Source organism: Cellulomonas sp. P2_F12 (genome assembly GCF_056403775.1).
The window spans coordinates 854,860-879,095 of the sequence record NZ_JBFUEV010000001.1 but is presented as its reverse complement, the minus strand read 5'-3'; the positions used below and the strand labels follow the sequence as shown (position 1 = coordinate 879,095).

General features: G+C 73.8%; 17 protein-coding genes. 15 read left to right on the top strand and 2 right to left on the bottom strand.

All coding sequences use genetic code 11. The features are described 5' to 3' along the window. Positions 1-6: 6 nt before the first annotated feature. Together lepA and hemW are read left to right on the top strand one after the other, a co-directional pair. A complete protein-coding gene (gene lepA / locus AC1DWH_RS04065) occupies positions 7-1,887 on the top strand; it encodes a translation elongation factor 4 (RefSeq protein ID WP_456847271.1) in 1,881 nt (626 codons plus the stop codon). Next, positions 1,884-3,107 carry a radical SAM family heme chaperone HemW gene (gene hemW / locus AC1DWH_RS04060; RefSeq protein ID WP_477092577.1) on the top strand — a complete coding sequence of 408 codons (1,224 nt, stop codon included), beginning with the start codon at positions 1,884-1,886 and terminating at the stop codon, positions 3,105-3,107. The genes lepA and hemW overlap by 4 nt, the downstream gene beginning before the upstream one ends. Positions 3,108-3,111: 4 nt before the next feature. Here hemW and AC1DWH_RS04055 read toward each other — a convergent pair whose 3' ends face one another. After that, complete coding sequence (locus AC1DWH_RS04055; protein WP_456847273.1) at positions 3,112-3,486, bottom strand: DUF4870 domain-containing protein; 375 nt, start codon at positions 3,484-3,486, stop codon at positions 3,112-3,114. A 177-nt stretch (positions 3,487-3,663) separates the two neighbouring features. On the opposite strand from AC1DWH_RS04055, the gene AC1DWH_RS04050 reads away from it, so the two are divergent. Continuing rightward, complete coding sequence (locus AC1DWH_RS04050) at positions 3,664-4,764, top strand: DUF2189 domain-containing protein (protein WP_477092576.1); 1,101 nt, start codon at positions 3,664-3,666, stop codon at positions 4,762-4,764. A gap of 48 nt (positions 4,765-4,812) precedes the next feature. Here the strand turns inward: AC1DWH_RS04050 and AC1DWH_RS04045 are convergent, their stop codons facing one another. After that, positions 4,813-5,670 carry a DUF3097 domain-containing protein gene (locus AC1DWH_RS04045; RefSeq protein WP_477092575.1) on the bottom strand — a complete coding sequence of 286 codons (858 nt, stop codon included), beginning with the start codon at positions 5,668-5,670 and terminating at the stop codon, positions 4,813-4,815. A 138-nt stretch (positions 5,671-5,808) separates the two neighbouring features. Here AC1DWH_RS04045 and hrcA point away from each other — a divergent pair, with 138 nt between their 5' ends. From hrcA to AC1DWH_RS03985, 12 genes are all read left to right on the top strand, one after another. Continuing rightward, on the top strand, positions 5,809-6,831 hold the full coding sequence (gene hrcA / locus AC1DWH_RS04040; RefSeq protein ID WP_477092574.1) for a heat-inducible transcriptional repressor HrcA: 1,023 nt from the start codon (positions 5,809-5,811) through the stop codon (positions 6,829-6,831). A 61-nt stretch (positions 6,832-6,892) separates the two neighbouring features. After that, positions 6,893-8,020 carry a molecular chaperone DnaJ gene (gene dnaJ, locus AC1DWH_RS04035; protein ID WP_477092573.1) on the top strand — a complete coding sequence of 376 codons (1,128 nt, stop codon included), beginning with the start codon at positions 6,893-6,895 and terminating at the stop codon, positions 8,018-8,020. A gap of 22 nt (positions 8,021-8,042) precedes the next feature. Beyond that, on the top strand, positions 8,043-8,801 hold the full coding sequence (locus tag AC1DWH_RS04030) for a 16S rRNA (uracil(1498)-N(3))-methyltransferase (protein ID WP_477092572.1): 759 nt from the start codon (positions 8,043-8,045) through the stop codon (positions 8,799-8,801). Positions 8,802-8,887: 86 nt separating this feature from the next. Beyond that, complete coding sequence (locus AC1DWH_RS04025) at positions 8,888-9,886, top strand: PhoH family protein (RefSeq protein ID WP_477092571.1); 999 nt, start codon at positions 8,888-8,890, stop codon at positions 9,884-9,886. A 7-nt stretch (positions 9,887-9,893) separates the two neighbouring features. Continuing rightward, positions 9,894-10,346 (top strand): rRNA maturation RNase YbeY, encoded by a 453-nt coding sequence (ybeY, locus tag AC1DWH_RS04020; protein ID WP_370505340.1) that lies wholly within the window; start codon positions 9,894-9,896, stop codon positions 10,344-10,346. Beyond that, positions 10,343-11,650, top strand: a complete 1,308-nt coding sequence (locus AC1DWH_RS04015) for a hemolysin family protein (protein ID WP_477092570.1) — start codon at positions 10,343-10,345, stop codon at positions 11,648-11,650. Before ybeY ends, AC1DWH_RS04015 begins: the two co-directional genes overlap by 4 nt. Continuing rightward, on the top strand, positions 11,647-12,573 hold the full coding sequence (era, locus tag AC1DWH_RS04010; protein ID WP_477092569.1) for a GTPase Era: 927 nt from the start codon (positions 11,647-11,649) through the stop codon (positions 12,571-12,573). The genes AC1DWH_RS04015 and era overlap by 4 nt, the downstream gene beginning before the upstream one ends. Positions 12,574-12,575: 2 nt before the next feature. Beyond that, on the top strand, positions 12,576-14,168 hold the full coding sequence (locus AC1DWH_RS04005; RefSeq protein WP_456847122.1) for an alpha/beta hydrolase family protein: 1,593 nt from the start codon (positions 12,576-12,578) through the stop codon (positions 14,166-14,168). A gap of 105 nt (positions 14,169-14,273) precedes the next feature. Then, on the top strand, positions 14,274-15,155 hold the full coding sequence (locus AC1DWH_RS04000) for a PP2C family protein-serine/threonine phosphatase (RefSeq protein ID WP_477092568.1): 882 nt from the start codon (positions 14,274-14,276) through the stop codon (positions 15,153-15,155). Next, positions 15,152-16,486, top strand: a complete 1,335-nt coding sequence (locus AC1DWH_RS03995; RefSeq protein ID WP_477092567.1) for an FHA domain-containing protein — start codon at positions 15,152-15,154, stop codon at positions 16,484-16,486. The genes AC1DWH_RS04000 and AC1DWH_RS03995 overlap by 4 nt, the downstream gene beginning before the upstream one ends. Further along, entirely contained in the window at positions 16,483-18,057 is a 1,575-nt protein-coding gene (locus AC1DWH_RS03990; protein ID WP_477092566.1) for a serine/threonine-protein kinase, read from the top strand. Before AC1DWH_RS03995 ends, AC1DWH_RS03990 begins: the two co-directional genes overlap by 4 nt. Next, positions 18,054-24,167, top strand: a complete 6,114-nt coding sequence (locus AC1DWH_RS03985; protein WP_477092565.1) for a fibronectin type III domain-containing protein — start codon at positions 18,054-18,056, stop codon at positions 24,165-24,167. The genes AC1DWH_RS03990 and AC1DWH_RS03985 overlap by 4 nt, the downstream gene beginning before the upstream one ends. Positions 24,168-24,236 lie beyond the last annotated feature (69 nt).

The window sequence follows — 24,236 nt, the reverse complement described above, 5'->3', positions numbered from 1 at the left end:
GTCCGCTTGTCCCCGATCCCGAGTGCAGCCCTCGCGTCGCGCATCCACCCCGCGGCGACGGCGCCCGAGCTGCTGCGCAACTTCTGCATCATCGCGCACATCGACCACGGCAAGTCCACGCTGGCCGACCGCATGCTGCAGCTCACCGGCGTCGTCGACTCGCGGGCCATGCGCGCGCAGTACCTCGACCGGATGGACATCGAGCGCGAGCGTGGCATCACCATCAAGTCGCAGGCCGTGCGCATGCCGTGGGGCGTGGACGACAAGGCGTTCGCGCTGAACATGATCGACACGCCCGGGCACGTCGACTTCACGTACGAGGTGTCGCGGTCGCTGGCCGCCTGCGAGGGCGCCGTGCTGCTGGTCGACGCCGCGCAGGGCATCGAGGCCCAGACGCTGGCCAACCTGTACCTGGCGCTCGAGAACGACCTCACCATCATCCCGGTGCTCAACAAGATCGACCTGCCCGCCGCGCAGCCCGAGAAGTACGCCGAGGAGCTGGCCAAGCTCATCGGCGGCGAACCCGAGGACTGCCTGCGGGTGTCCGGCAAGACCGGCGCGGGCGTCGTCGAGCTGCTGGACCGCATCGTCGAGCTGGTGCCGCCGCCCACCGGCGACGCGGACGCGCCCGCCCGCGCGATGATCTTCGACTCGGTCTACGACACCTACCGCGGCGTCGTCACCTACGTCCGCGTCATCGACGGCAACCTGAACCCACGCGAGAAGATCGTCATGATGTCGACGCGCGCGACGCACGAGCTGCTCGAGATCGGCGTCATCTCCCCGGAGCCCGTGCCCACGAAGGGCCTCGGCGTCGGCGAGGTCGGCTACCTGATCACGGGCGTGAAGGACGTGCGCCAGTCCAAGGTCGGCGACACGGTCACCAACGCGAGCAAGCCCGCCGCGCAGGCCCTGGGCGGGTACTCCGACCCCAAGCCGATGGTGTTCTCGGGCCTGTACCCGATCGACGGCACCGACTACCCGATCCTGCGCGACGCCCTGGACAAGCTGAAGCTCAACGACGCCGCGCTCAACTACGAGCCCGAGACGTCGGTGGCGCTCGGCTTCGGGTTCCGGGTCGGCTTCCTCGGCCTGCTGCACCTCGAGATCGTCCGCGAGCGGCTCGAGCGCGAGTTCGACCTGGACCTGATCTCGACCGCCCCCAACGTCGTCTACGAGGTCACGCTCGAGGACAAGACGGTGGTCACGGTCACCAACCCGAGCGAGTTCCCCGCCGGCAAGATCGGCGACGTCAACGAGCCGATGGTCAAGGCGACGATCCTGTCCCCGAGCGAGTTCATCGGCGCGATCATGGAGCTCTGCCAGACCAAGCGCGGCGAGCTGCAGGGCATGGACTACCTGTCCGAGGACCGCGTCGAGCTCCGGTACGTGCTCCCGATGGCCGAGATCGTCTTCGACTTCTTCGACCAGCTGAAGTCCAAGACCCGTGGCTACGCGAGCCTCGACTACGAGCGCATCGGCGACCAGGTCGCCGACCTGGTCAAGGTCGACATCCTGCTGCAGGGCGAGACCGTCGACGCGTTCAGCGCGATCGTGCACAAGGACAAGGCCTACGCGTACGGCGTCATGATGACCGCCAAGCTCAAGGACCTCATCCCCCGCCAGCAGTTCGAGGTCCCCATCCAGGCCGCCATCGGCGCCCGGATCATCGCGCGCGAGACCATCCGGGCCATCCGCAAGGACGTCCTGGCCAAGTGCTACGGCGGCGACATCACCCGCAAGCGCAAGCTCCTCGAGAAGCAGAAGGAGGGCAAGAAGCGCATGAAGACGATCGGTCGGGTCGACGTGCCGCAGGAGGCCTTCATCGCCGCGCTCTCGAGCGAGCCCGCCGGGTCGGCCGGCGGCAAGGACGCGAAGAAGAAGTGAGTCCGGCGCTCCCGGAGGGAGACGTCGCGCCCGACGACGGCCGCCTGCCGGAGTCGGCGCTCATCGGCGCCGACGACCGCGCGTTCGGCCTCTACCTGCACGTGCCGTTCTGCACGGTCCGCTGCGGGTACTGCGACTTCAACACCTACACCGCGACCGAGCTGGGCGGCGGCGCGAGCCAGAGCGCCTACGCGGACACGGCTCTGCGCGAGATCGAGCTGGCCTCCCGGGTGCTCGAGGACCTGCCCGCCCGCCCGGTGAGCACCGTGTTCGTCGGCGGCGGCACTCCCACGGTCCTGTCGGTGCCGGACCTCGCGCGGATGCTCGGCGGGGTGCGGGACGCCTGGGGGCTCGCCGACGACGTCGAGGTCACCACGGAGGCGAACCCCGACTCCGTGACGCCCGGGTCGCTGGCCGCGCTGGCGGACGCCGGGTTCACGCGCGTGTCGTTCGGCATGCAGTCGGCGGTGCCGCACGTGCTGGCAACGCTGGACCGCACGCACGACCCGCGTCGGATCCCGGACGTCGTGCGTTGGGCGCAGGAGGCCGGCCTGGCCGTGTCGCTCGACCTCATCTACGGGACGCCGGGGGAGTCGCTCGACGACTGGCGGACCAGCGTCGAGGCGGCGCTGGCCACGGGTGTCGACCACGTCTCCGCGTACGCGCTGGTGGTCGAGCCCGGCACGCGGATGGCGGTCCAGGTGCGGCGCGGCGAGCTCGAGCTGCCCGACGGCGACGACCAGGCCGCGAAGTACGAGCTGGCGGACGACCTGTTCGAGGCCGCCGGGCTCGGCTGGTACGAGGTGAGCAACTGGGCGCGGACGCCCGCCGACGCCTGCCGGCACAACCTCAGCTACTGGCGCGGCGACGACTGGTGGGGGATCGGTCCCGGGGCGCACAGCCACGTCGGCGGGGTGCGCTGGTGGAACGTCAAGCACCCGCGCGCGTACGCGGACCGGCTGGACCGCGGTCTGAGCCCCGCGGCGGGGCGGGAGACCGTCACGGGCGACGGGGCCGTGCTGGAACGGCTCATGCTCGGCGTCCGGCTGGCCTCGGGGCTCGCCCTGGACGACCTGCCGACCGAGGCGCGCCCGTCGGTGGCGGGCCTCGTGGCCGACGGCTTGGTCGACGGCCGCGCCGCGGTCGCGGGCCGGCGGATCGTGCTCACGCGCCGCGGTCGGCTGCTGGCGGACGCCGTGGTCCGCACCCTCGTCGGCTGAGGCCTCAGCGCACCAGCTCGAGGCTGAACGGGTACCGGTACGAGCCGCCGCGCTGCACGGCGACGGCGGCGAGGATGCTCAGGACCAGGCTGATGATGCCGAGCGCGACGGAGCCGATCCAGCCGATGAAGCCGAGCACGGGGATCGCCCGGACGATCGCGCACGCCACCAGGCCGATGAGCACGGTCAGCTGGAAGTTGAGCGCCACGCGAGCCTCGTCGGCGGTGCCCTTCTCGCGGTTGACCAGCCAGATCACCAGCGCAGGGACCCAGCCGACGTAGAGGTAGGCCAGGATCCCGCCGAGGTGGGCGAGCATGCCCAGGTTCCTCGTCTGGTCCGCGCTGCTCGGCGGCGGGCTCTGCGGGTGCTCGTACGACATCGGGCTCGCTCCTCGTCCGGGGGCCGTCGACCTGACGGCACGCGCAGCCTACCGACGGTGCCGGCGTCGCGTCGGGCGGTCCGACATGCCCGGTAGACCCGATTCCTTGACACGTGCCCCCGGCTTCGGTTCGCTCAGGCCTGGGCGACGAACGCCCTGTGACCAGGGAGGCCACGCATGAGCGAGAACCCCGGCGGTACCCCGCCGCGTGACGACGATCCCGCGCAGGCACCTGAGCCTGTCGTGCCCGAGACACCCCCTGTCGTGCCCGACCCCGTCGAGGAGCCCGCCGCCGAGGCGGCACCGCCGGCGCCGCCCGCACCCGAGCCCGCTCCGCCCGTCGCGCCCCCGGCCCCGCCCGTCGCGCCCCCGGTCGCTCCGCCCGCTCCGCCGGCCCCGCCCGCTCCGCCGGCGCCCGGTGCGGGATACCCGCCGCCTCCGCCCCCGCCGCCGGCCCCGGACTACGGGCAGCCGCAGTACGGCCAGCCCGCGCCCGGCAGCTACCCGCCCCCGGCCGGCTACGCCTCGGCAGCTCCCGGTGCATACCCGCCGCCCGCGGGCGGCTACGGCGCTCCGGTGCCGGCATCACCCATCGGCGAGGCCTACTCCTACGGGTGGAAGGGCTTCACGCGGTCGGGTGGGCTCTTCATCCTGGCGACGCTGATCTGGCTCATCGTCGGTGCCGCCGTGGCGGCGATCCTCTGGGGGATCCTCATCGGGGGCGCGAGCCTCACCGACCCCAACCGCAACGGCGGCGGCCTCATGGGCGTCGGGTTCTCGTTCGTGACCGTGATCCTCTACGCGGCGCTCGCCCTGGTGGGGTACCTGATCGAGGCGGCGTTCATCCGCGCGGCGCTCGGCATCACGGACGGGCGCGAGGTCAAGCTCGGCACGTTCTTCACGTTCACCGATGTCGGCCCGATCCTGCTGACCGCCCTGCTGCTCGCCGGCATCAACCTGGTGGTCGGGTTCGTCTCTTGGATCCCCGTCATCGGCTGGCTGATCTCGATCGCGGTGAACTTCCTGCTGTTCTTCACGCTCTGGTTCGTCATCGACAAGCACATCAACCCCATCGACGCGCTGCGCTCGAGCGTGCAGCTCATCACCGCGAACCTGTCGACGACGATCCTGTTCTACCTGCTCAGCCTCGTCATCATCTTCGCCGGCGCCCTGCTGTGCGGCCTCGGCCTCTTCGTCGCCATCCCCGTGGTGCTCATCGCCACGGCCTTCCTGTTCCGTCGGCTGCTGGGCGACCCCATCGCGCCGCCCACGCTCTGACGCACGACGCTCGGTGCCCCGGTCCGCCCTCCGGCGGGCCGGGGCTCGTCACGTCGTGACGAAGTCGATGAGCTCCTCCACGCGGCCCAGGAGGCTGGGCTCGAGGTCGGCGTAGCTGCGCACCGAGCGCAGGATGCGCTGCCACGCGCGGGCGACGTCGGCCTGCTCGTCGGCCGGCCACCCCAGCTCGCGCAGGATGCCGTGCTTCCACTCGGTGCCGCGCTCGATCGTGGGCCAGGCGGCGAGCCCGATGCGCTCGGGGCGGACGGCCTGCCACACGTCGACGTACGGGTGGCCCAGCACGAGGACCGAGCCGGCGGGGTGGCCGCGGACGGCGTCGGCGGCGATCCGGCTCTCCTTGGACCCGGCGACGAGGTGGTCGACGAGCACGCCGACGCGCCGGCCCGGTTCGGGGCGGAAGTCGCGCAGGGCCTCGGCCAGGTTGTCGACGCCGTCGAGCAGCTCGACCACGACGCCCTCGAGCCGCAGGTCGTCGCCCCAGACCTTCTCCACCAGCTCGGCGTCGTGCTTGCCCTCGACCCAGATCCGGCTGCCGCGGGCGATGCGGGCGCGGGCGTCGTGGACGGCGACCGAGCCCGAGGCGGTCCGGGTGGGCTTCGCGGGTGCCGGGGCGCGCACGGGGGCGGTCAGGGCCACGGGCTCGCCGTCGAGCCAGAAGCCCCGTCCGAGCGGGAACGTGCGCGTCCGGCCACGGCGGTCCTCGAGGACGACCACGTGCTGGCCGCCCGACTTCTCGACCCGCACGACGGCGCCGACCCACCCGGTGGTGACCTCCTCGACGACGAGGCCGGTCTCGGCGGCCTGCGGGCGGCTGGTGCGGGTGGGCCGGTGGTGCGTCGAGCCGGAGCCCCCGAGCACGTCCGAGCCGTAGCGGTCGTCGTTCACCCGGGCAGCGTAGAGGCGCATCTCCGCGACGGGCCGCAGCCGCCCCGTGGGTGTCGCGTCCGCGGCGTAGCATTGGCACTCCCGTGCGGGGAGTGCTACCCGGTGCGCGTACGCGGACGACCAGACGGAGGAGGCGACATGAGCGAGGACCGACGGCTGGACGTGCTGCGGGCGATCGTCGAGGACTACGTCGCCACCAAGGAGCCCGTGGGCTCCCGCGCGCTGGTGGAGCGCCACTCGCTCGGCGTGTCACCCGCGACCATCCGCAACGACATGGCCGCGCTCGAGGAGGGCGGGTACATCGCCCAGCCGCACACCTCGGCCGGTCGCGTGCCGACCGACAAGGGCTACCGGCTCTTCGTCGACCGGCTCTCCACCGTCAAGCCCCTGTCGAGCCCCGAGCGCCGCGCCATCGGCGCCTTCCTGGAGAGCGCGCAGGACCTCGACGACGTGGTGGACCGCGCCGTGCGCCTCATCGCGCAGCTGACGCACCAGGTCGCCGTCGTGCAGTACCCGTCGCTGCGGCGCTCCGCGCTGCGGCACGTGGAGCTGGTGCCCGTGGGCGCCCGCCACCTGCTGGTCGTCCTCATCACGGACACCGGGCGTGTCGAGCAGCGGACGCTCGAGCTGGGCTCGGACTTCGACGAGGCGGTCGTCGCACGGCTGCGCTCGCGCCTCAACGTCAGCGCCGCCGGCCGGCGCCTCTCCGAGCTGCCGGTGGCGCTGGGCGAGCTGAGCGACGGGTTCGCGCCCGGCGACCAGGGGCTCGTCGGCGCGGTGGTCGGGGTCGTCGAGGAGACGCTCGCGCAGGAGAGCGAGGAGCGCGTCGTGCTCGCCGGCACCGCGAACCTCGCGCGCGTCGGGGGCACCGACGTCCGGTCGATCGGCCCCGTGCTCGAGGCGCTCGAGGAGCAGGTCGTGCTGCTGCGGCTGCTCTCGGAGATGGCCGAGGACTCGGCGACAGTGTCGGTGCGCATCGGTCGCGAGAACCAGCACGACGGGCTGTTCGAGACGAGTTTCGTGACCACCGGCTACGGCGACGAGGGCGGAGGTTCGGTGGCCCGCGTGGGCTCGATCGGCCCGCTCCGGATGGACTACCCCGGCACCATGTCCGCGGTCCGCGCGGTCGCCCGCTACCTGACGCGCATCCTCGCCCAATGACCCGCCACGAGACCCCCTCCGTGACCCTGTCAACGACAGCTGGAAGTGAGCACCCCCTCCCGTGACCGACTACTACGAGGTCCTCGGCGTCCCGCGGGACGCCAGCCCCGAGCAGATCAAGAAGGCCTACCGCAAGCTCGCGCGCGAGCACCACCCGGACGTCGCGGGCACGGACGCGGGCTCCGAGGACCGGTTCAAGGACGTCTCGCGCGCGTACGACGTGCTGGGCAACCCCGAGAAGCGGCGCGCGTACGACCTGGGCGGCGACCCGTCGTCGCCCGGCGGCGGGATGGGCGGCGGCTTCGGCTTCCAGGACATCTTCGAGACGTTCTTCGGCGCCGCGACCGGCGCCGCGGCGCAGCGGGGACCGATCCCGCGCGCCCGCCGCGGGCAGGACGCGCTCGTCCGCCTCGACCTGGACCTCGCCGACGTCACGTTCGGGATCCACAAGGACGTGCCGGTCGACACGGCCGTCGTCTGCCCGACGTGCAGCGGCTCGTGCTGCCGGCCCGGCACGTCGCCCCGCACCTGCGAGGTCTGCGGCGGTCGGGGCTCGGTCCAGCGGGTCGCCCGCTCGTTCCTCGGCCAGGTCATGACGACCCAGCCGTGCGCCGCGTGCCACGGGTTCGGCACCGTCATCCCCGAGCCGTGCACCGAGTGCTCGGGCGAGGGCCGCGTCCGCTCGCGCCGCACGCTGAGCGTCGACGTCCCGGCGGGCGTCGACACCGGCACCCGGATCAAGCTCACGGGCCAGGGCGAGGTCGGTCCGGCCGGTGGCCCCGCGGGCGACGTGTACCTGGAGGTCCGCGAGCGCAAGCACGACACGTTCGTGCGGCGCGGCGACGACCTGCACGCGACCCTCGAGGTGCCCATGACGGCGGCGGCGCTCGGCACCGTCCTCACCCTGGACACCCTCGACGGTGCGCGCGAGGTCGATCTGCGCCCCGGCACGCAGCCGGCGCAGGTCGTCACGATCAAGGGCCTCGGCGTCGGTCACCTCCACGCCTCCGGCCGCGGTGACCTGCACGTCCACGTCGAGGTGCACGTGCCGACGGCGATGGACGACGAGCAGGCCGAGCTGCTGCGGCGGCTGGCCACCCTGCGCGGCGAGGAGCGTCCGGAGGCCCGGCTCGCGGCGTCGAACACCGGCGTGTTCGCGAAGCTCCGCGACAAGCTCTCGGGCCGCTGAGCATGACGGCGCCGGCCGCGTCATGAGCGCGCCCGTCTTCCTGGCCGAGCCCGGCTCGCTCGACGCGGTCGTCGACGGCGGCACCTACCTGCTCGCCGGCACCGAGGGGCGCCATGCGGGCGTCGTGCAGCGCCGCGGGCCGGGGGAGCGCGTGGACGTCGTCGACGGCGCGGGCGTGCGGCTCGTCGGCCTGGTCGGCACGGTGACCGGCGACGGCGTGCTGGTGCAGGTGCAGCAGCGCGTCGTCGAGCCCGCACCCGCCGTCACCCTGGTGCTGGTGCAGGCCCTCGCCAAGGGCGACCGCGACGAGATGGCGATCGAGGCGGCCACCGAGGTGGGAGTCGACGCGGTGGTGCCGTGGCAGGCGGACCGCTCGATCGTCGTGTGGCGCGGTGACCGGGCCGCGAAGAGCCGCGCCCGCTGGGTGGGCACGGTCCGGGCGGCCGCCAAGCAGTCGCGGCGCGCTCGCGTGCCCGACGTCGAGGTCGCGCTGGACGCGAAGGGCCTGGTCGAGCGCGTCCGCGGCGTGGTCGGCGCCGGTGGGGTCGCCCTGGTGCTGCACGAGGACGCGACCGACGCCATCGCCGCCACGGCGCTGCCCGACGCCGGCGAGTGCCTCGTCCTGGTCGGGCCCGAGGGCGGGATCGGCGACGTCGAGCTCGGGCGGCTGCTCGACGCGGGCGCGCGCGCCGTCCGGCTGGGACCGCACGTGCTGCGGACGTCGACGGCCGGACCGGTCGCGCTCGCGCTGCTCGCCGAGCGGCTCGGTCGCTGGGGCTGAGATTGCTGTGGGCGCGGACTCGTAGACTGACCGCGTACCGGAACACCCGCACCTGACCTAAGGAGCGCACGGCGCACGCCGAGCACATGGCCGAGTCCACATCCGCAGCGCGTCCCACCGGCGCACCCGCGCGCGTCGAGCACAGGATCAGCGTCCCGTCCGAGGTCTCGATGGTCGAGCTGCTCGGCCTGCGCGACGAGGTGCTGCGGACCATCGAGTCGGGGTTCACCACCGTCGACATCCACGTGCGCGGCAACGAGGTGCGGCTCGCCGGCCCGGTCGGCGACGTGGCCCTGGTGTCCCGGCTGGTCGACGAGCTGGTCGAGATGGCGGCAGGCGGCACCCCGCTGACCCCCGACGTCGTCACCCGGTCCGTCGCGATGCTCACGGCGGCGTCGACCGCCCGCCCCGCCGACGTCCTCTCGTTCAACATCCTCACCGGCCGCGGCCGCACCATCCGCGCCAAGACGGCCGGCCAGAAGGACTACGTCGACGCGATCGACCGGCACACGGTGACGTTCGGCATCGGTCCGGCCGGCACCGGCAAGACGTACCTGGCGATGGCCAAGGCCGTGCAGGCGCTGCAGGACCGCCAGGTGCACCGCATCGTGCTGACGCGTCCCGCGGTCGAGGCGGGCGAGCGGCTCGGGTTCCTGCCCGGCAGCCTGTCGGACAAGATCGACCCGTACCTGCGGCCCCTCTACGACGCGCTGCACGACATGGTGGACGCCGAGTCGATCCCGCGGCTGATGGAGGCCGGGACCATCGAGGTGGCGCCGCTGGCCTACATGCGCGGCCGCACCCTCAACGACGCGTTCATCATCCTCGACGAGGCGCAGAACACCTCCGTCGAGCAGATGAAGATGTTCCTGACCCGCCTCGGCTTCGGCTCCAAGGTCGTCGTGACCGGGGACGTCACGCAGGTGGACCTGCCGTCGTCGCAGACCTCGGGCCTGCGCGTGGTCGAGCAGATCCTGGCGGGTGTCGACGACGTCGCGTTCTGCCGCCTGACGTCGTCGGACGTGGTCCGGCACCGCCTGGTCAGCGAGATCATCGACGCGTACGCGCGCTGGGACAGGAGCTGAGGCGGCCATGAGCGTCGAGGTCAACAACGAGTCGGGCTACGACGTCGACGAGGCGGAGTTCGCCGCGCTCGCGCGCTACGTGCTGGACGAGATGCACGTGCACCCGCAGACGGACGTGTCGATCCTGCTGGTGGGCACCGACGTCATGACGGACCTGCACGTGAAGTGGATGGACGAGCCCGGCCCCACCGACGTGCTGTCGTTCCCCATGGACGAGCTGCGACCGGGCCGCGAGGGTGACCCGACGCCGGCCGGTCTGCTCGGCGACGTCGTGCTCTGCCCCGAGGTCGCAGCCCAGCAGGCCCGGACCGCCGGTCACTCGACGGCGGAGGAGCTGCTGCTCCTGACCACGCACGGGATCCTGCACCTGCTCGGCTACGACCACGCGGAGCCGGAGGAGGAGAAGGAGATGTTCGCGCTCCAGCGTCGGCTGCTGCTGACGTTCCTGGCGTCGCGATGACCGACATCCCCGCCGCGCTGCTCATCGTCGTCGCCGTCCTCGGCATCGCCACGGCCGCAGCGCTGTCCGCCGGCGAGGTGGCGGTGGTGCGGATCTCGCGCGCGTCGGTGGCCGAGCTGCTGGCCGAGCGGCACCCCGCGGCCGGTCGCGTGCGCGCCCTGACCGAGCACCCCACGCGGGTGGCCTCGGCCGCGGCGTTCGTGCGGCTGCTGGCCGAGATGACGGCGACCGTCTGCATCACGATCACCGTCGGCTCGACCGGGCTGGTGTGGTGGGCGGTGCTCCTGGTGGCGCTCGCGGTCTGCGGCCTCGTGGCGTTCCTGCTGGTCCGGGTCAGCCCGCGCACGATCGGTCGGCAGCACCCGGTCGCCACCGTGACGCGGCTGTCCCGGGCGCTGGTCGCCGTGACCGCGGTCGCCGGGGGTCTGGGCGCCGTCGGGCGGCCGGGGGCCGGGTCGGCCGCCGAGGACGAGGACGAGCTGCGGGACATGGTCCAGCGGGTGAGCGAGTCGGAGGCGATCGAGCACGAGGAGCGGGAGATGTTCCGGTCCGTGCTCGAGCTGGGCGACACCCTCACGCGCGAGGTGATGGTCCCGCGCACGGACATGGTCACCGCGCCCGAGGACACCCCGCTGCGCAAGGCGCTCGCCCTGCTCCTGCGGTCCGGGTTCTCCCGGGTGCCGCTGACCGGTGAGTCCGTCGACGACCTGCGCGGGGTGCTCTACCTCAAGGACGTGGTCGGTCGGCTGCCGATCGCGCCGGCCGGCCGCTCGGACCGGCAGAAGCAGGAGGCGATGCTCGACGCACCGGCCTCCTCCCTGGCCCGGCCCGCGGTGTTCGTGCCGGAGTCGAAGCCCGTCGACGAGCTCCTGCGCGAGCTGCAGGACGGCGCGTCGCACATCGCCATGGTGGTCGACGAGTACGGCGGCATCGCCGGGTTGGTCACCATCGAGGACGCGCTCGAGGAGATCGTCGGCGAGCTGACCGACGAGCACGACCCCACCGCACCCGTCGTCGAGGACCTCGGGGACGGCGTGTTCCGCGTGCCCGCCCGGCTGGGCCGCGACGAGCTGGGCGAGCTGTTCGACCTCGAGGTGGACGACGAGGACGTCGACACCGCAGGCGGGCTGCTGGCCAAGGCGCTCGGCAAGGTCCCGCTGCCCGGGTCCGTCGGAGACATCCACGGGCTCCACCTGGTCGCCGACCGGGTCGAGGGCCGGCGCCGCCGGCTCGCCACCGTCCTGGTCAGCGTGGTCGACGCCGACACCCCCGTACCGACCGATACCCACGGAGCCACCCGATGACCGCCTTCCACACCTTCCACTCGGGGTTTGCCTGCTTCGTCGGGCGGCCGAACGCCGGCAAGTCGACGCTGACCAACGCGCTCGTCGGTCAGAAGGTGGCCATCACGTCCGGGCGCCCGCAGACCACCCGGCACACCGTGCGCGGCATCGTGCACCGGCCCGACGCGCAGCTGATCCTCGTCGACACCCCTGGGCTGCACCGGCCGCGCACCCTGCTGGGCGAGCGGCTCAACGCCCTGGTCAAGGACACCCTCACCGAGGTCGACGTGGTCGGCTTCTGCCTGCCGGCGGACCAGCGCGTGGGCCCCGGCGACCGGTTCATCGCGGAGCAGATGACGGAGCTGGCGCGCGACGGTCGCGGCACCCCCGTGGTCGCCGTCGTGACGAAGGCGGACCTCGTGGGCAAGGGGAAGCTCGCCGAGCACCTCATGGCCGTGCAGGCGCTGGGGGAGTGGGCGGACATCGTCCCCGTCTCCGCGACGTCGGGGTACAACGTGGACGTGCTGGAGAACGTGCTGATCGGGCACCTGCCGGAGGGCACGCCGCTGTACGCCGAGGGCGAGCTCACCGACGAGCCGGAGTCCGTCATGGTCGCCGAGCTGGTCCGCGAGGCCGCGCTCGAGGGCGTGCGCGACGAGCTCCCGCACTCGCTCGCCGTGGTCGTCGACGAGATCGTGGAGCGCGACGAGCCGGCCGCGAACGGCGTGCCGATGCTCGACGTGCGCGTGCACCTGTTCGTCGAACGGGACAGCCAGAAGGCGATCATCATCGGCAAGGGCGGCGCGCGGCTGCGCGACGTCGGCAGCCAGGCGCGCCGTGGCATCGAGGCGCTGCTGGGCGCGCGCGTCTACCTCGACCTGCACGTCAAGGTCGCGAAGGACTGGCAGCGCGACCCCAAGCAGCTCGGAAAGCTGGGCTTCTGAGGATGCTGAGGTCGGACGAGCGCACCCCCGTGCGCGCCAGCACACCGGACGTCGAGCGGCACGTCGGCCGGTGGTACCGCGTCGTCGCCAGCACGGCCGTCGGCGTCCTCCTGCTCGCGATCCTCGGGGCGGTCATGGGCCCGCAGTGGGACCCCGTCCCTCTGTCCGACCCGCTGACGGTCGAGACGACGTCCACGGCGATCGGGAACGCGCCGGCGGTGCCCACCTACGAGGTGCGCACGTCGATCGTCACGGTGCAGCTGGACGGCACGACGGTCGATGCGCAGATCAGCGAGCCGATCGGGGCCGAGGGACCGCTGCCCGGGGTCGTGTTCGTGCACGGCGCGGGGACGGGCCGGTACGACACCGCGTTCCTCGCGCAGGCGCACGCGCTGGCGGCGTCGGGGATCGTCGCGATGGTGCCCAACAAGCGGCTGGACACCTACACCACGCGGCACCGGGACTACCCGCTCATGGCCGCCGACTACGACGCCTCGGTCCGGCTCCTGCAGTCCCGCGCCGGTGTCGACCCCGACCGGGTCGGCATCTACGCCGAGAGCGAGGGCGGCTGGATCGCCCCGATCATGGGCGCGCAGGACCCGTCGATCGCCTTCGTGGTGCTGGTCTCCTCGCCGGTGGTCCCGCCGCGCGAGCAGGCCGCCTTCGCGGTGGACTCCTACCTGCGCAACACCGGCGTCCCGCACGGGGTGTTCCGGGCGATCCCGCGGGCCGTCGGCATGTCGCTGCCCGGCGGTGGGTTCGAGTACGCCGACTTCGACGTGACCCCGTACCAGCGGCAGATGCGCCAGCCGGTGTTCGTCGTGTACGGGACCGGCGACGCCTCGATGCCCACCATCCAGGGCGCCGAGCAGGTCCTGCGGGACACAGCGATCGCCGGGAACGGCGACGTGACGGTGCGGTACTACGAGGGCGCCAACCACGGCATCCGCGTGGACGGCGAGGTGGACCCCGACTTCCTGACGGACCTGTCCGGCTGGGTGCTCGGCATGCACGCGACCGCCGACGCGGCGCCCCGGATCGCCGGCGCGCAGCCCGTGCAGACGTACGTGGCAGCGCCCGTGCCCGAGCCCCGGTGGTTCGGGAACGGCGACATGGTCGTCGCGCTCGCCGTGGCCGCGGTGGCGCTCATCGTGCTCGGGCCGCTCGCGCTGCTCGTGGCGCGCGGCGTCGAGGCGGGGACCGGCGAGGTCCGACGTCGACGCGGGGCCGCCGTCACGGTCCCCGGGCCCCGGTTCGCCCGCGGCGTCCTGCCCATGCTCGTCGCCCTCGGGTTCGGGGCGATCCTCACGGTCGTCGGGCTCGTCTGGTACATCGTGTCGGTCGCCCGCCTCGCACTCGACTACCAGCGCAACGACCTCGTGGTGCAGGGCGGCTGGCTCGCCGTGCGCGTGCTCGGCATCGCGGTGGTCGTCGTCGGCGTCCTCCTGCTGCGCCGGTGCCGCCGGGTCCGGCACGACGGCGGGCACCCCGCGCCGGGCGTCGTGCGGGCCGCGGTCCTGTGGGCCGGTGTCGTCGGCTCGGTGGTGCTCCTCGTCGTGCTCGCGTACTGGGGGGTCTTCCAGCTCGGGATCTGATCACGGAACGGGCGCGTTGTGTACGAAGCACTCACGTGCGGCACGATGTGCGCCGATGATGGAGTGAGGCACCCTCCGGGGCCTGGCCGAGGACGAGGGGGTCGCGTGCGCACGTCGTGGGGGTCGGCGACCGATCGCGGCCTGGTCCGCGAGGTCAACGAGGACGCCCTGCTGGCGTATCCGCCCGTGTTCCTCGTGGCGGACGGCATGGGCGGCCACGACGCGGGTGACCTGGCCAGCAGGATCGCCGTCGAGGAGTTCGCGCAGCTGGCCGGGCAGGCCGCGGCCACCGCGGACGACGTGCACGCGTGCTTCGACCGCACCGCGGCCCGGATCCGGACCGAGTTCACCGGCGGGCGCCAGGGTGGCACCACCGTCGCCGGTGTCGCCGTCACCGAGCACGACGGCGGCTCCTACTGGCTGGTGTTCAACGTCGGCGACTCGCGCGTGTACCTGTGGACCGGCGACGAGCTCGAGCAGGTGAGCGTGGACCACTCGGTGGTCCAGGAGCTGCTGGACCTGGGCGAGATCGACCTGGCCGAGGCGGCGACGCACCCCGACCGGCACGTCCTGACCCGCGCGCTCGGCACCGGCGACCCGCCCGAGCCCGAGTACTGGCTCCTGCCCGCCGGGCTGCACGACCGCCTGCTGATCTGCACGGACGGACTGACACGGGAGCTGGACGACGACGTCCTCGCCCGGGTCCTGGCCGGCGTCGGCGATCCGCAGGACGCCGCCGCGGACCTGGTCCGGCTCGCGCTCGAGCACGGCGCGCGCGACAACGTGAGCGCGGTCGTCGTCGACGTCGCCACGGCGGCCGGCGCCCACGACGACGTGCACATCACCGTCCCGCGCACCGGCGCCGAGCTCGGCCAGCACGTGTGGGACGAGATGCTCGACGGCGCCACGGTCCCGCGCCGCTCGGTGCCCACGACCGACCCCGGCGCGCGCGGCGCGAGGACACCGAACGAGGAGAAGCCGTCATGAGCGTGCCCGAGTACTCCGCCGGCGGCTGGACCGCCGTGGTCCGGCCCGGCTTCGTGGCGCTGCTCGGCCCAACCACGGCCGCCTCGACCGTGCGTGCCCTGTGGCACGAGACCGGCGAGGGTGTCTTCTCCGCGCTCGCCCTGCTGGCCCGCGACGGGTTCGGCGGCCTGCCGCCGTTCGCCGTCGTGTCGGTCGACGGGCAGCGCGTCCACGCCGCCCTGCGCGGCGACGTGGAGGTCGTCGTCGAGGTCGGCGGCCGGCGCGACGTCTGGCGTTCCGGCGAGGTCAGCACCTGGACCGAGCGTGTGCTCGACGGGGTCTCCGACGTCGTCGTGCAGGTGGACGGCCCGGCCGTCGACGCCGGGAGCCTGCCGCTGGCCGACGGGGTCGTGCTGGCGTCGCGGGTGCACGTCGGGCTGACCACGCGCGACGACGTCGTCGAGACCGCGGTCGCGCCGGCTTCCGAGCCTGCCGTCGAGACCGAGCCGGTCGAGCCCGTCGCCGTCGAGCCCGACGTGCCCGTCGAGCCGGTCGAGGTCGATCTCGAGCCGGTCGATCTCGAGCCGGTCGCTCTCGAGCCGGTCGCCGAGGCCGCCGACGCGGAGCAGCCCGTCGAGCCTGAGGTGGCGGACGCGGACGCGACGCCCCAGCCGGTCGACGACGCGGTGTGGGACGAGCCGACGACCGTGGAGCTGGTGCCCCTCGAGGGCCAGGCCCAGTCCGACGTCGAGGCCGAGCAGGACGAGCACGCCGACCCGTCGGGCGTCGTCGCCGCGGCCGAGTCCTTCCTCTCGTGGCCGGCGTTCGGGGCCACCGCGGCGGAGACCGTCGAGGCTCCGTCGGCGCCCGTCCCGGTCGGCGGCGCCTCGCTGGACGACCACGACGGCCTGACGATCCTGTCGACGGACCTGGCCGAGATCCGCGAGCAGCTCCCGTCGTGGGCGTCGGACGAGGTCCCCGGCCCGTTCCGGGTGCCCGCGGCGGTGCAGACGGCGGCGCGGCTGGTGCTGTCGACCGGCCTCGTCGTTCCCCTGGACCGCGCGGTGCTGCTCGGCCGCGCGCCGCAGGTGGCCCGCGTGACCAACCGCGAGCTGCCGCGCCTCATCACCGTGCCGAGCCCGCAGCAGGACATCTCGCGGACGCACGCCGAGGTGCGGGTCGAGGGCGACCACGTCGTGGTCACCGACCTCGACTCGACCAACGGCGTCCACGTCGCGCGGCCCGGCGAGGGCGCTCGCCGGCTGCACCCGGGCGAGCCCAGCGTCGTCGGCGTCGACGAGGTCGTCGACCTCGGCGACGGCGTGACGTTCTCGGTGGAGCGGGGTTCGTGACCGCACGCCGCGAAGCATCGACCCCGCCCCGCCTGCCGGGCTACGAGTACCTGCGGGTCCTCGGCCTCGGCGGCTTCGCGGACGTCTTCCTGTACCAGCAGGAGCTCCCGCGGCGTGAGGTGGCAGTCAAGGTCTTGCTGGCGGGGAGCCTCGACGACGAGGTGCGCGCGCGGTTCCAGCAGGAGGCCAACCTCATGGCCCAGCTGTCGCACCACCCCTCGATCGTCACGATCTACCACGCGGCCATCGCGGCCGACGGCCGGCCCTTCCTCGTCATGGAGTACTGCTCGCGCCCCGGGCTGGCCGAGCGGTACCGGCACGAGCGGATCTCCGTCGCCGAGGCCCTGCGCATCGGCGTGCGGCTGGCGTCGGCGGTCGAGACCGCGCACCGGGCCGGCATCCTGCACCGCGACATCAAGCCCGCCAACGTGCTCACCACCGACTTCGGCTGGCCGGCGCTGACCGACTTCGGCATCGCCGCGACCACGGGCCACGGCGCCGGCGCGACCGTCGGGATGTCGATCCCGTGGTCGCCGCCCGAGCTGCTGGGGGAGCACCCGACGGGCGACGAGCGCTCCGACGTCTACTCGCTGGCCGCGACGATCTACTCCCTGCTCGCCGGGCGCACCCCGTTCGAGGTGCCGGGCGGCGAGAACACCGCGCAGCAGCTGGTCTCCCGGATCGAGCGGTCGCCGCTGCCCCCGACCGGTCGCGACGACGTCCCCTGGGGACTGCAGGACCTCCTCGAGCGCGCGATGGCGAAGCACCCCGCACGCCGGTTCGAGTCCGCTGCCGCGGTGGCCCGCGCGCTGCAGCAGGTCGAGGCCGACCTGCGCCTGCCGATCACGCCGCTGGACCTGACGGACGAGCCCGACGCGGGCGAGTCCCGCGACGCGCCGGCCGCCTCGCCCGACGGCGGCCGGGAGGACGCGACGCGCCTGCGCTCGATCGTCTCGGTCGCCCCTGCCGCTCCGGGCGAGCAGGCCGGCCCGGCCGACCCGGTCCCACCGGGCGCCGACGAGCCCACCCGCCACCGCGGCGTGACGGCGGTCGCGCCCGACGCGCCCCCCAGTCGGTCCGGGCCGGTGTTCGTCGCGCCCCCGGAGCCGGTCGCGCCCGAGGCCGCCGAGACGGCGGGTCGCAGCCGCGCGCGGCTGGTGGCCGGGATCGTCTCGGGCGTCGTCGTGCTCGCCGCCGTCGTGGCGATCGGCGCGGCGGCCCTGCGGAGCGGGGACACACCCGGCGGCGGGCCGTCGTCGACAGACTTCACGCAGGACGCGGACCCGACCGGGATCGCCGAACCGGTGCCCGCGCCGCACTCGCTGCAGGGCACCCGTCAGCCCGACGGCTCGGTCGTGTTCACGTGGGAGAACCCCGACCCGCAGGACGGCGACCACTACCTGTGGGGCGTGCTGCAGGCGACGGGTGAGCCGCAGCTCGCGCTGGTCGACGTGGCGACCGTGACGGTGCCGGCGGACCAGGCTGCCGCGGCCCAGGTCTGCGTCGAGGTCGCGATCGTCCGTGCCGACCGCCGCGTCTCCGACGACCCGGCCCAGGGCTGCACGCCATGAGCCGAGGGTCGCTCCGCGCACGCGCGACGACCGCCGCCGCCGTCGTGACGGTGCCGGTGCTCGTCCTCGTGCTCGCGCTGCTCGACCACGGCTTCCCGCTGGCGCGTCTCGACCTCAACGACGGTGGCGTGTGGCTGACGGCCACGAGCACGCTCCAGCTCGGTCGCTACAACGCGCAGGTCGAGGAGCTCAACGGCGGCCTGGCGGCCTCCGGCAGCACGTTCGACGTCCTCCAGGACGCCGGCGACGTGCTGCTGGTCGAGCCCGGCACGGTCTCGGTGGTGGACCCGGCGACGGTCACGGCCTCCGCGACGGTCGCCGTGCCCGGGGCCACGGCGTCGATGGCGGCCGGCGTGGTCTCGCTGGTCGACGGCGACGGCAACGTCTGGGTGCGGACGCTCGGCGGGCTGGAGTCGCTGCACATCTCGACGGACCCGCCCGACCTCGAGCTCGGCGACGGCGGGGCCGCGGTCGTCACCCGCAGCGGTGCGGTGCTCGGGGTGGCGCCGAAGGACGGTGCCGTGACTCGGATCGACCTGGTCGACGGGGCCCCGCGCACGACGTCGCTCGGCAGCCTCGGAGCCGGGCCGGTCGACACGCTCTCGGCCGTCGGTGACCAGCCGGTGGTCCTCTCGGGGTCGACGGTCCGCACCCTGGGCGGGTCGACGGACGTCGACGGCGACGACCTCGTGCTGCAGGAGCCGGGTCCGGAGTCCTCCCGCGCTCTCGTCGCCAGCCGCACGGCGCTCCTGGAGGTCCCCCTCGGCGGCGGCTCGGTCACGGAGCACGTCACCCAGGGGTCGGGCCGCCCCGCCGCGCCGGTGCAGGTGGGTCGGTGCGCGCACGGCGCGTGGGCGTCGGCCGTCGGCTCCTACCTGCAGCTCTGCGACGGCGCGGACGCCCAGGTCAGCAACCTCGAGGACATGTCGAGCTCCGACGTGCTCGCGTTCCGGGTCAACCGGCAGGTCGTCGTGCTCAACGACACCCTGCGCGGACGCCTCTGGATGCCCCTGCAGGACACGGACCTGCGGGTGCCCGACTGGACGCAGGTCGAGCCGGAGGAGCAGCCCGACCAGCAGGAGGACCAGACCGAGACGTCGGACACCACGCAGGACCTGGTCACGGAGTGCACGGGCGACTCCGCACCGCCCACGGCCGCGGACGACGAGTTCGGCGTGCGCCCGGGGCGGACCACGATCCTGCCGGTGATCGACAACGACTCCTCGTCGGACTGCGGGATCCTGGTCATCTCGGAGTTCGACCCGATCCCCGAGCAGTTCGGCCGGGTCGAGGCGATCTACGGGGGACGCGCGCTGCAGGTCGCCGTGGCCGACGGCGCGAGCGGGTCGGCCACGCTGACGTACACGATCTCGGACGGCCGGGGGACCAGCGCGACGTCGACCGCGTCGGTCCGGCTCTCGGTGCACGACGGAGCGGTCGACGCGGCACCGGTCCAGGTCCGGACGGGGTCGCTGCAGGTGGAGCAGGGTGGCCAGGCGGACCACCTGGTGCTCGCCGACTTCATGGACCCCGACGGTGACGACCTGCTGCTGGTCGGCGCGGTGGCGGACCCGGCGGCCGGCTCCGTGCGCTTCCGGCAGGACGGCTCGCTCACGTTCCGGGCCGACGGTGCGTCCCTCGGGCGCACGCAGGTGACGCTGCAGGTCTCCGACGGGACGTCGACGACGGAGGGCGTCCTCGACGTGGACGTCCGCCCCGCGGGATCGCTCGCGCCGCAGATCGACCCCGTGCACGCCGTGACGTACGTGGGCCAGCCCGTGACGCTGCACCCGCTGGACGCGGTCCGCAGCGCGTCCACCGAGCCGCCGCGCCTGGCCGGGGTGGACGACGTGGTCGGCGCCACGATCACCAGCGACCTGCAGGGCGGCACCTTCACGTTCAGCGCCGCGCGCGCCGGCACGTACTACGTGACGTTCCTCATCACGGCCGCCCCGCAGCAGGTCACGGGCCTGGCCCGCGTCGACGTGCGTGAGTGGCCGGAGACCGCCGAGCCACCCGTCGCGGTGCGGGACCAGGCCTTCCTCCCCGCCGGTGGCGAGGTCACCGTCGACCCGCTGGAGAACGACAGCGACCCGGCCGGCCGGGTGCTCGTGCTGCAGTCGGTGGAGGCCGTCGAGGGGTCGGGCCTCAGCGTCGCCGTCCTCGAGCACCACCTGGTGCAGATCCAGTCCGACCGCACGCTCACGGCGCCCGCGGTGCTGAGGTACACGGTGACCAACGGGGCCCTCAGCGCCGTCGGCGAGATCGTCGTGCACCCGGTGCCCCCGTCCGCGACGTCGCAGCCGCCGGTCGTCCCCAACGCGGAGGCGAGCGTCCGCACGGGCGGCGTGGTGACGATCCCCGTCCTCGACGGCGCCTATGACCCCGACGGCGACCGGATCACGCTGGTGCCCCAGCTGGTCGAGCCGCTGGGGGAGGGCGAGGGGCTGCTCTTCGTGTCCGGCGACGTGCTCCGGTACCAGGCGCCGGCCACGGCGATGACCGCGCACGCGACGTTCGAGGTGCAGGACGCCACCGGCAACCGCACCGCGGCGACCGTCACCGTGCACGTGCACGCGTCGGATGCCGGCGCGAAGGCACCGCCCCGCCCCGTCGACATCGTGGCCCGCGTGTTCGAGGGCGACACGGTGCGCATCGACGTCCCGCTGGTCGGGATCGACCCCGACGGCGACGGCGTGACCCTGCTCGGGATCGCGTCGGGTCCGGCGCACGGCATCGCCAAGGCGGGTGGGCCCGACTGGATCCAGTTCGAGGCCGTGCCGGGCGACCTGGGCACCGTCGAGTTCACGTACGCGGTCGAGGACTGGGTCGGGCAGCGCGCGGTGGCGACGATCCGGGTCGGGATCGTGCCGCGGCCGACGGGCTCGGCGCCCGTGGTGGCGCGCGACGACCAGGTGACCGTGAACCCCGGCCAGCGGGTCGAGGTGCGCGTGCTGGCCAACGACGTGGACTCCAGCGGCGGCGAGCTCACCCTCGACCCCGAGCTCGTCCTGCAGCCCGCCGAGACGGACGCGACCGTCTCGGGCCGCCGGATCGTCGTGCGCGCGCCGGACACCCCCGGGGTGCTGCAGATCGCCTACACGGTCTCCAACGACCGCGGCGGGCACGACACGGCCGTGCTGACCGTGACCGTGGTGGCCAACGCCCCGGTGCTGCCGCCGATCGCGCGGGACGTCGTCGTCCCCGCCCTGGACACGCTGGGCCGGACCGAGGTCTCGGTCGACGTGCTCGCGGTCGCGCAGAACCCGAGCGGCCCCCTGAGCGACCTCGCGGTGTCCGTCCCGGGCTCGCAGTCGGACGTCGCGCGGGTGACCGAGCGGGGCGACGTCGTCGTGACGCTGGTCGACCACGCGCAGACGCTCCCGTACCTGCTCACCAACACGACCGTCCCCGCCGGGACCGCGGCCTCGTACGCGTTCATCACCGTGCCGGCGCTCGGCTTCTTCCCGCCGACCCCGAGGCCGAAGGCGCCCGAGCTGCGGGTGGCGTCCGGCGAGCAGCTCGTCATCCCGCTCGACGAGCAGGTCCAGGTGGCACCGGGCCGCGTCGCGACGATCGCCGACCCGCTCGGCGTGACCGCGACGAAGTCCGACCAGACGGACCCGGTGCGCAGCCCGACGACCCTGCAGTTCACGTCGGCGCCCGGGTACGCCGGCCCGGCCTCGATCACCGTGCCCGTCACCGACGCGTCCGGCCCGGGGGACACGTCCGCGCGCACCTCCGTGATCACGCTGCAGATCACCGTCTACGCGGTCGACGACCACCCGCCGACGTTCACCCCGTCGGTCATCGACGTGTCACCCGGCGAGGACCCGCTCACCGTGGACCTGCGGGCGTTCACCACGGGCCCGGAGGGCGCGACGCCGACGGACGACCGCTACTCCTACCAGCTGATCTCGGCGATCCCCGCGGGCTTCACGGGCGGCATCGACAAGGGCATCCTCAGCATCGCGGCCGACGAGACGACCCCCAAGGGCCGCACCGAGAAGCTCGGGGTCCGGATCGGCTACGGCCGGACGGGGTCGTTCGACCAGACCATCGACGTCCGCGTGGTGGCGAGCACGCGGCCCAAGATCCGGCTGGTGGACCGCACGATCGAGAACGGCGTGGAGGGGCGGCAGGTGACCGTCGACGTGCTCGCCGGCGCGTTCAACCCGTTCCCCGACTCCCCGATGACGGTCATCGGTGCCACCGTGGAGACCCCGGGCGCGGGCACGGCGGGTGCGTCGGCGGACTCCGTCAGCGTGCGGCCGGCCGAGGGCTTCATCGGCCAGATGGTCACCCGGTACCGGGTCCGGGACGTCACGGGCGACCCGGACCGCGAGGTCGAGGGCCGTATCACCGTCGTGGTGCGCGGCCGGCCGGCCACCCCGAGCGCGCCGCGGGTCGGCGAAGTCCGGGACCGCACGGTGGTGCTGTCCTGGGACGCCCCCGACAACCGCGGGGCGCAGATCACGGGCTACCGCGTCGTCGCGAACCCCGGGAACATCGTCCGGCAGTGCGCGAGCACGACGTGCACGATCGACAACCTCACCAACGACGTGGAGTACACGTTCACGGTCGCGGCGCAGAACGACGTCGACTGGTCGGACCCGAGCCTGCCGTCCGCCACGGCCCGGCCCGACGCCGTCCCGGACGCACCCGCGGCGCCGACGCTCGACTTCGGCGACGGCTCCGTCAAGGCCACCTGGGCCGCGCCGGCCTCGACCGGGTCGCCGGTCACCGGCTACACGCTGGAGATCTCGCCCGCGCCGCTGACCGGTCCGGCCTCGGTGACCTCCGCGACCACCAGCTACACGTTCACCGGCCTGCGCAACGGCACCGCCTACTCGGTGCGGGTGCGGGCGCACAACAAGGCCCCGGACCCCAGCGGATGGTCCCCGTCGTCGCAGCCGATGGTCCCCGCGCGAGTTCCTGACGCGCCGGACGTGACGGCGACGCCCACCGACTCGACCCTCGGCCGGGTCATCGCGATCGCGTGGACGGCGCCCAAGGACAACGGCGACGCGGTCGCGCAGTACGAGGTCGTCGTGGACGGGCCGAACGGTGCCACGTTCCCGGTCGCGGCCGGGACGCAGACGCTGACGTTCGACCAGGCGCAGACCAAGTACCCGTACCGGGTGTCGGTTCGGGCCAAGAACAAGGCGGGCTGGGGCGACCCGGGGACCGTCACCGCGTCGACGTTCGGCCTGCCGAGCGCGCCGACCACCCTGACGGCGAACGCGCCCGCGGGCGACGGCAGCATCGACCTGCGGTGGTCCGCGGCGGACGACAACGGCTCGCCCGTCCGCGCCTACGTGATCCGCATGCCCGACGGGTCGGAGTCCGACGTGGGCAACCGTCTGTCGTACACGGTCCAGGGCCTGACCGGCGGCGTCGGCTACACGTTCCAGGTCCGGGCGGTGAACGCGGCCGGGTCGAGCGGGTGGGGCCCCGCGGCGAGCGCGACCGCGACCACGCCGCCGACGCAGCCGCAGATCACCACGCTCGCGGTGTCGTCCACCACCGGTCCGTGGGGCGAGCCCGCGACCGCGGCGATCGGCTGGGCCGCGTCCACGGACGGCGGCGGCGGCACGGTCACGTACTCGTACCGGCTGAGCGCCCCGGGCCACAACGTCCAGGGCACGACGACGGGCCTGAGCGCGGACGTGGACGTGAACGGCTGGATCTCCCCGGGCGGCACGACGGTGACCCTCACGGTCACGGCGACCACCACGGGCACGGGCCGCACCCTGTCCAGCGGGGCCGACAGCCAGTCGGCCGTCTGGGGCTGGGGAGCGGCGCCGGGCGCGGTGGCGAACCCGTCGCTGACGGCCGACGACGCCGCGGCACCGACCACCCTCACGGCCGCCTGGGACCCGCCCACCGACGACGGCGGCCAGAACATCTCGGGGTACCGCGTCTGCTGGGCGGCCGGCTCGGACCCCGCCGACTGCGGCTCGGACCTCAACAACAAGGCCCGCAGCGCCGACAGAACCCTGGTGAGCATGCCCGGTGCGGTCTCGGGGGCCACCGTGACGGTGACGGTCGCCGCCATCAACGGCAAGGGTGTGGGCGCGACGACCACGCTGACCTACACCGTGCCCTAGCACCGCCCGCCACCGACCAGGCCACCGACCGTGCCATCGACCTCGCAGCACCGAGACGGAGAGACCCAC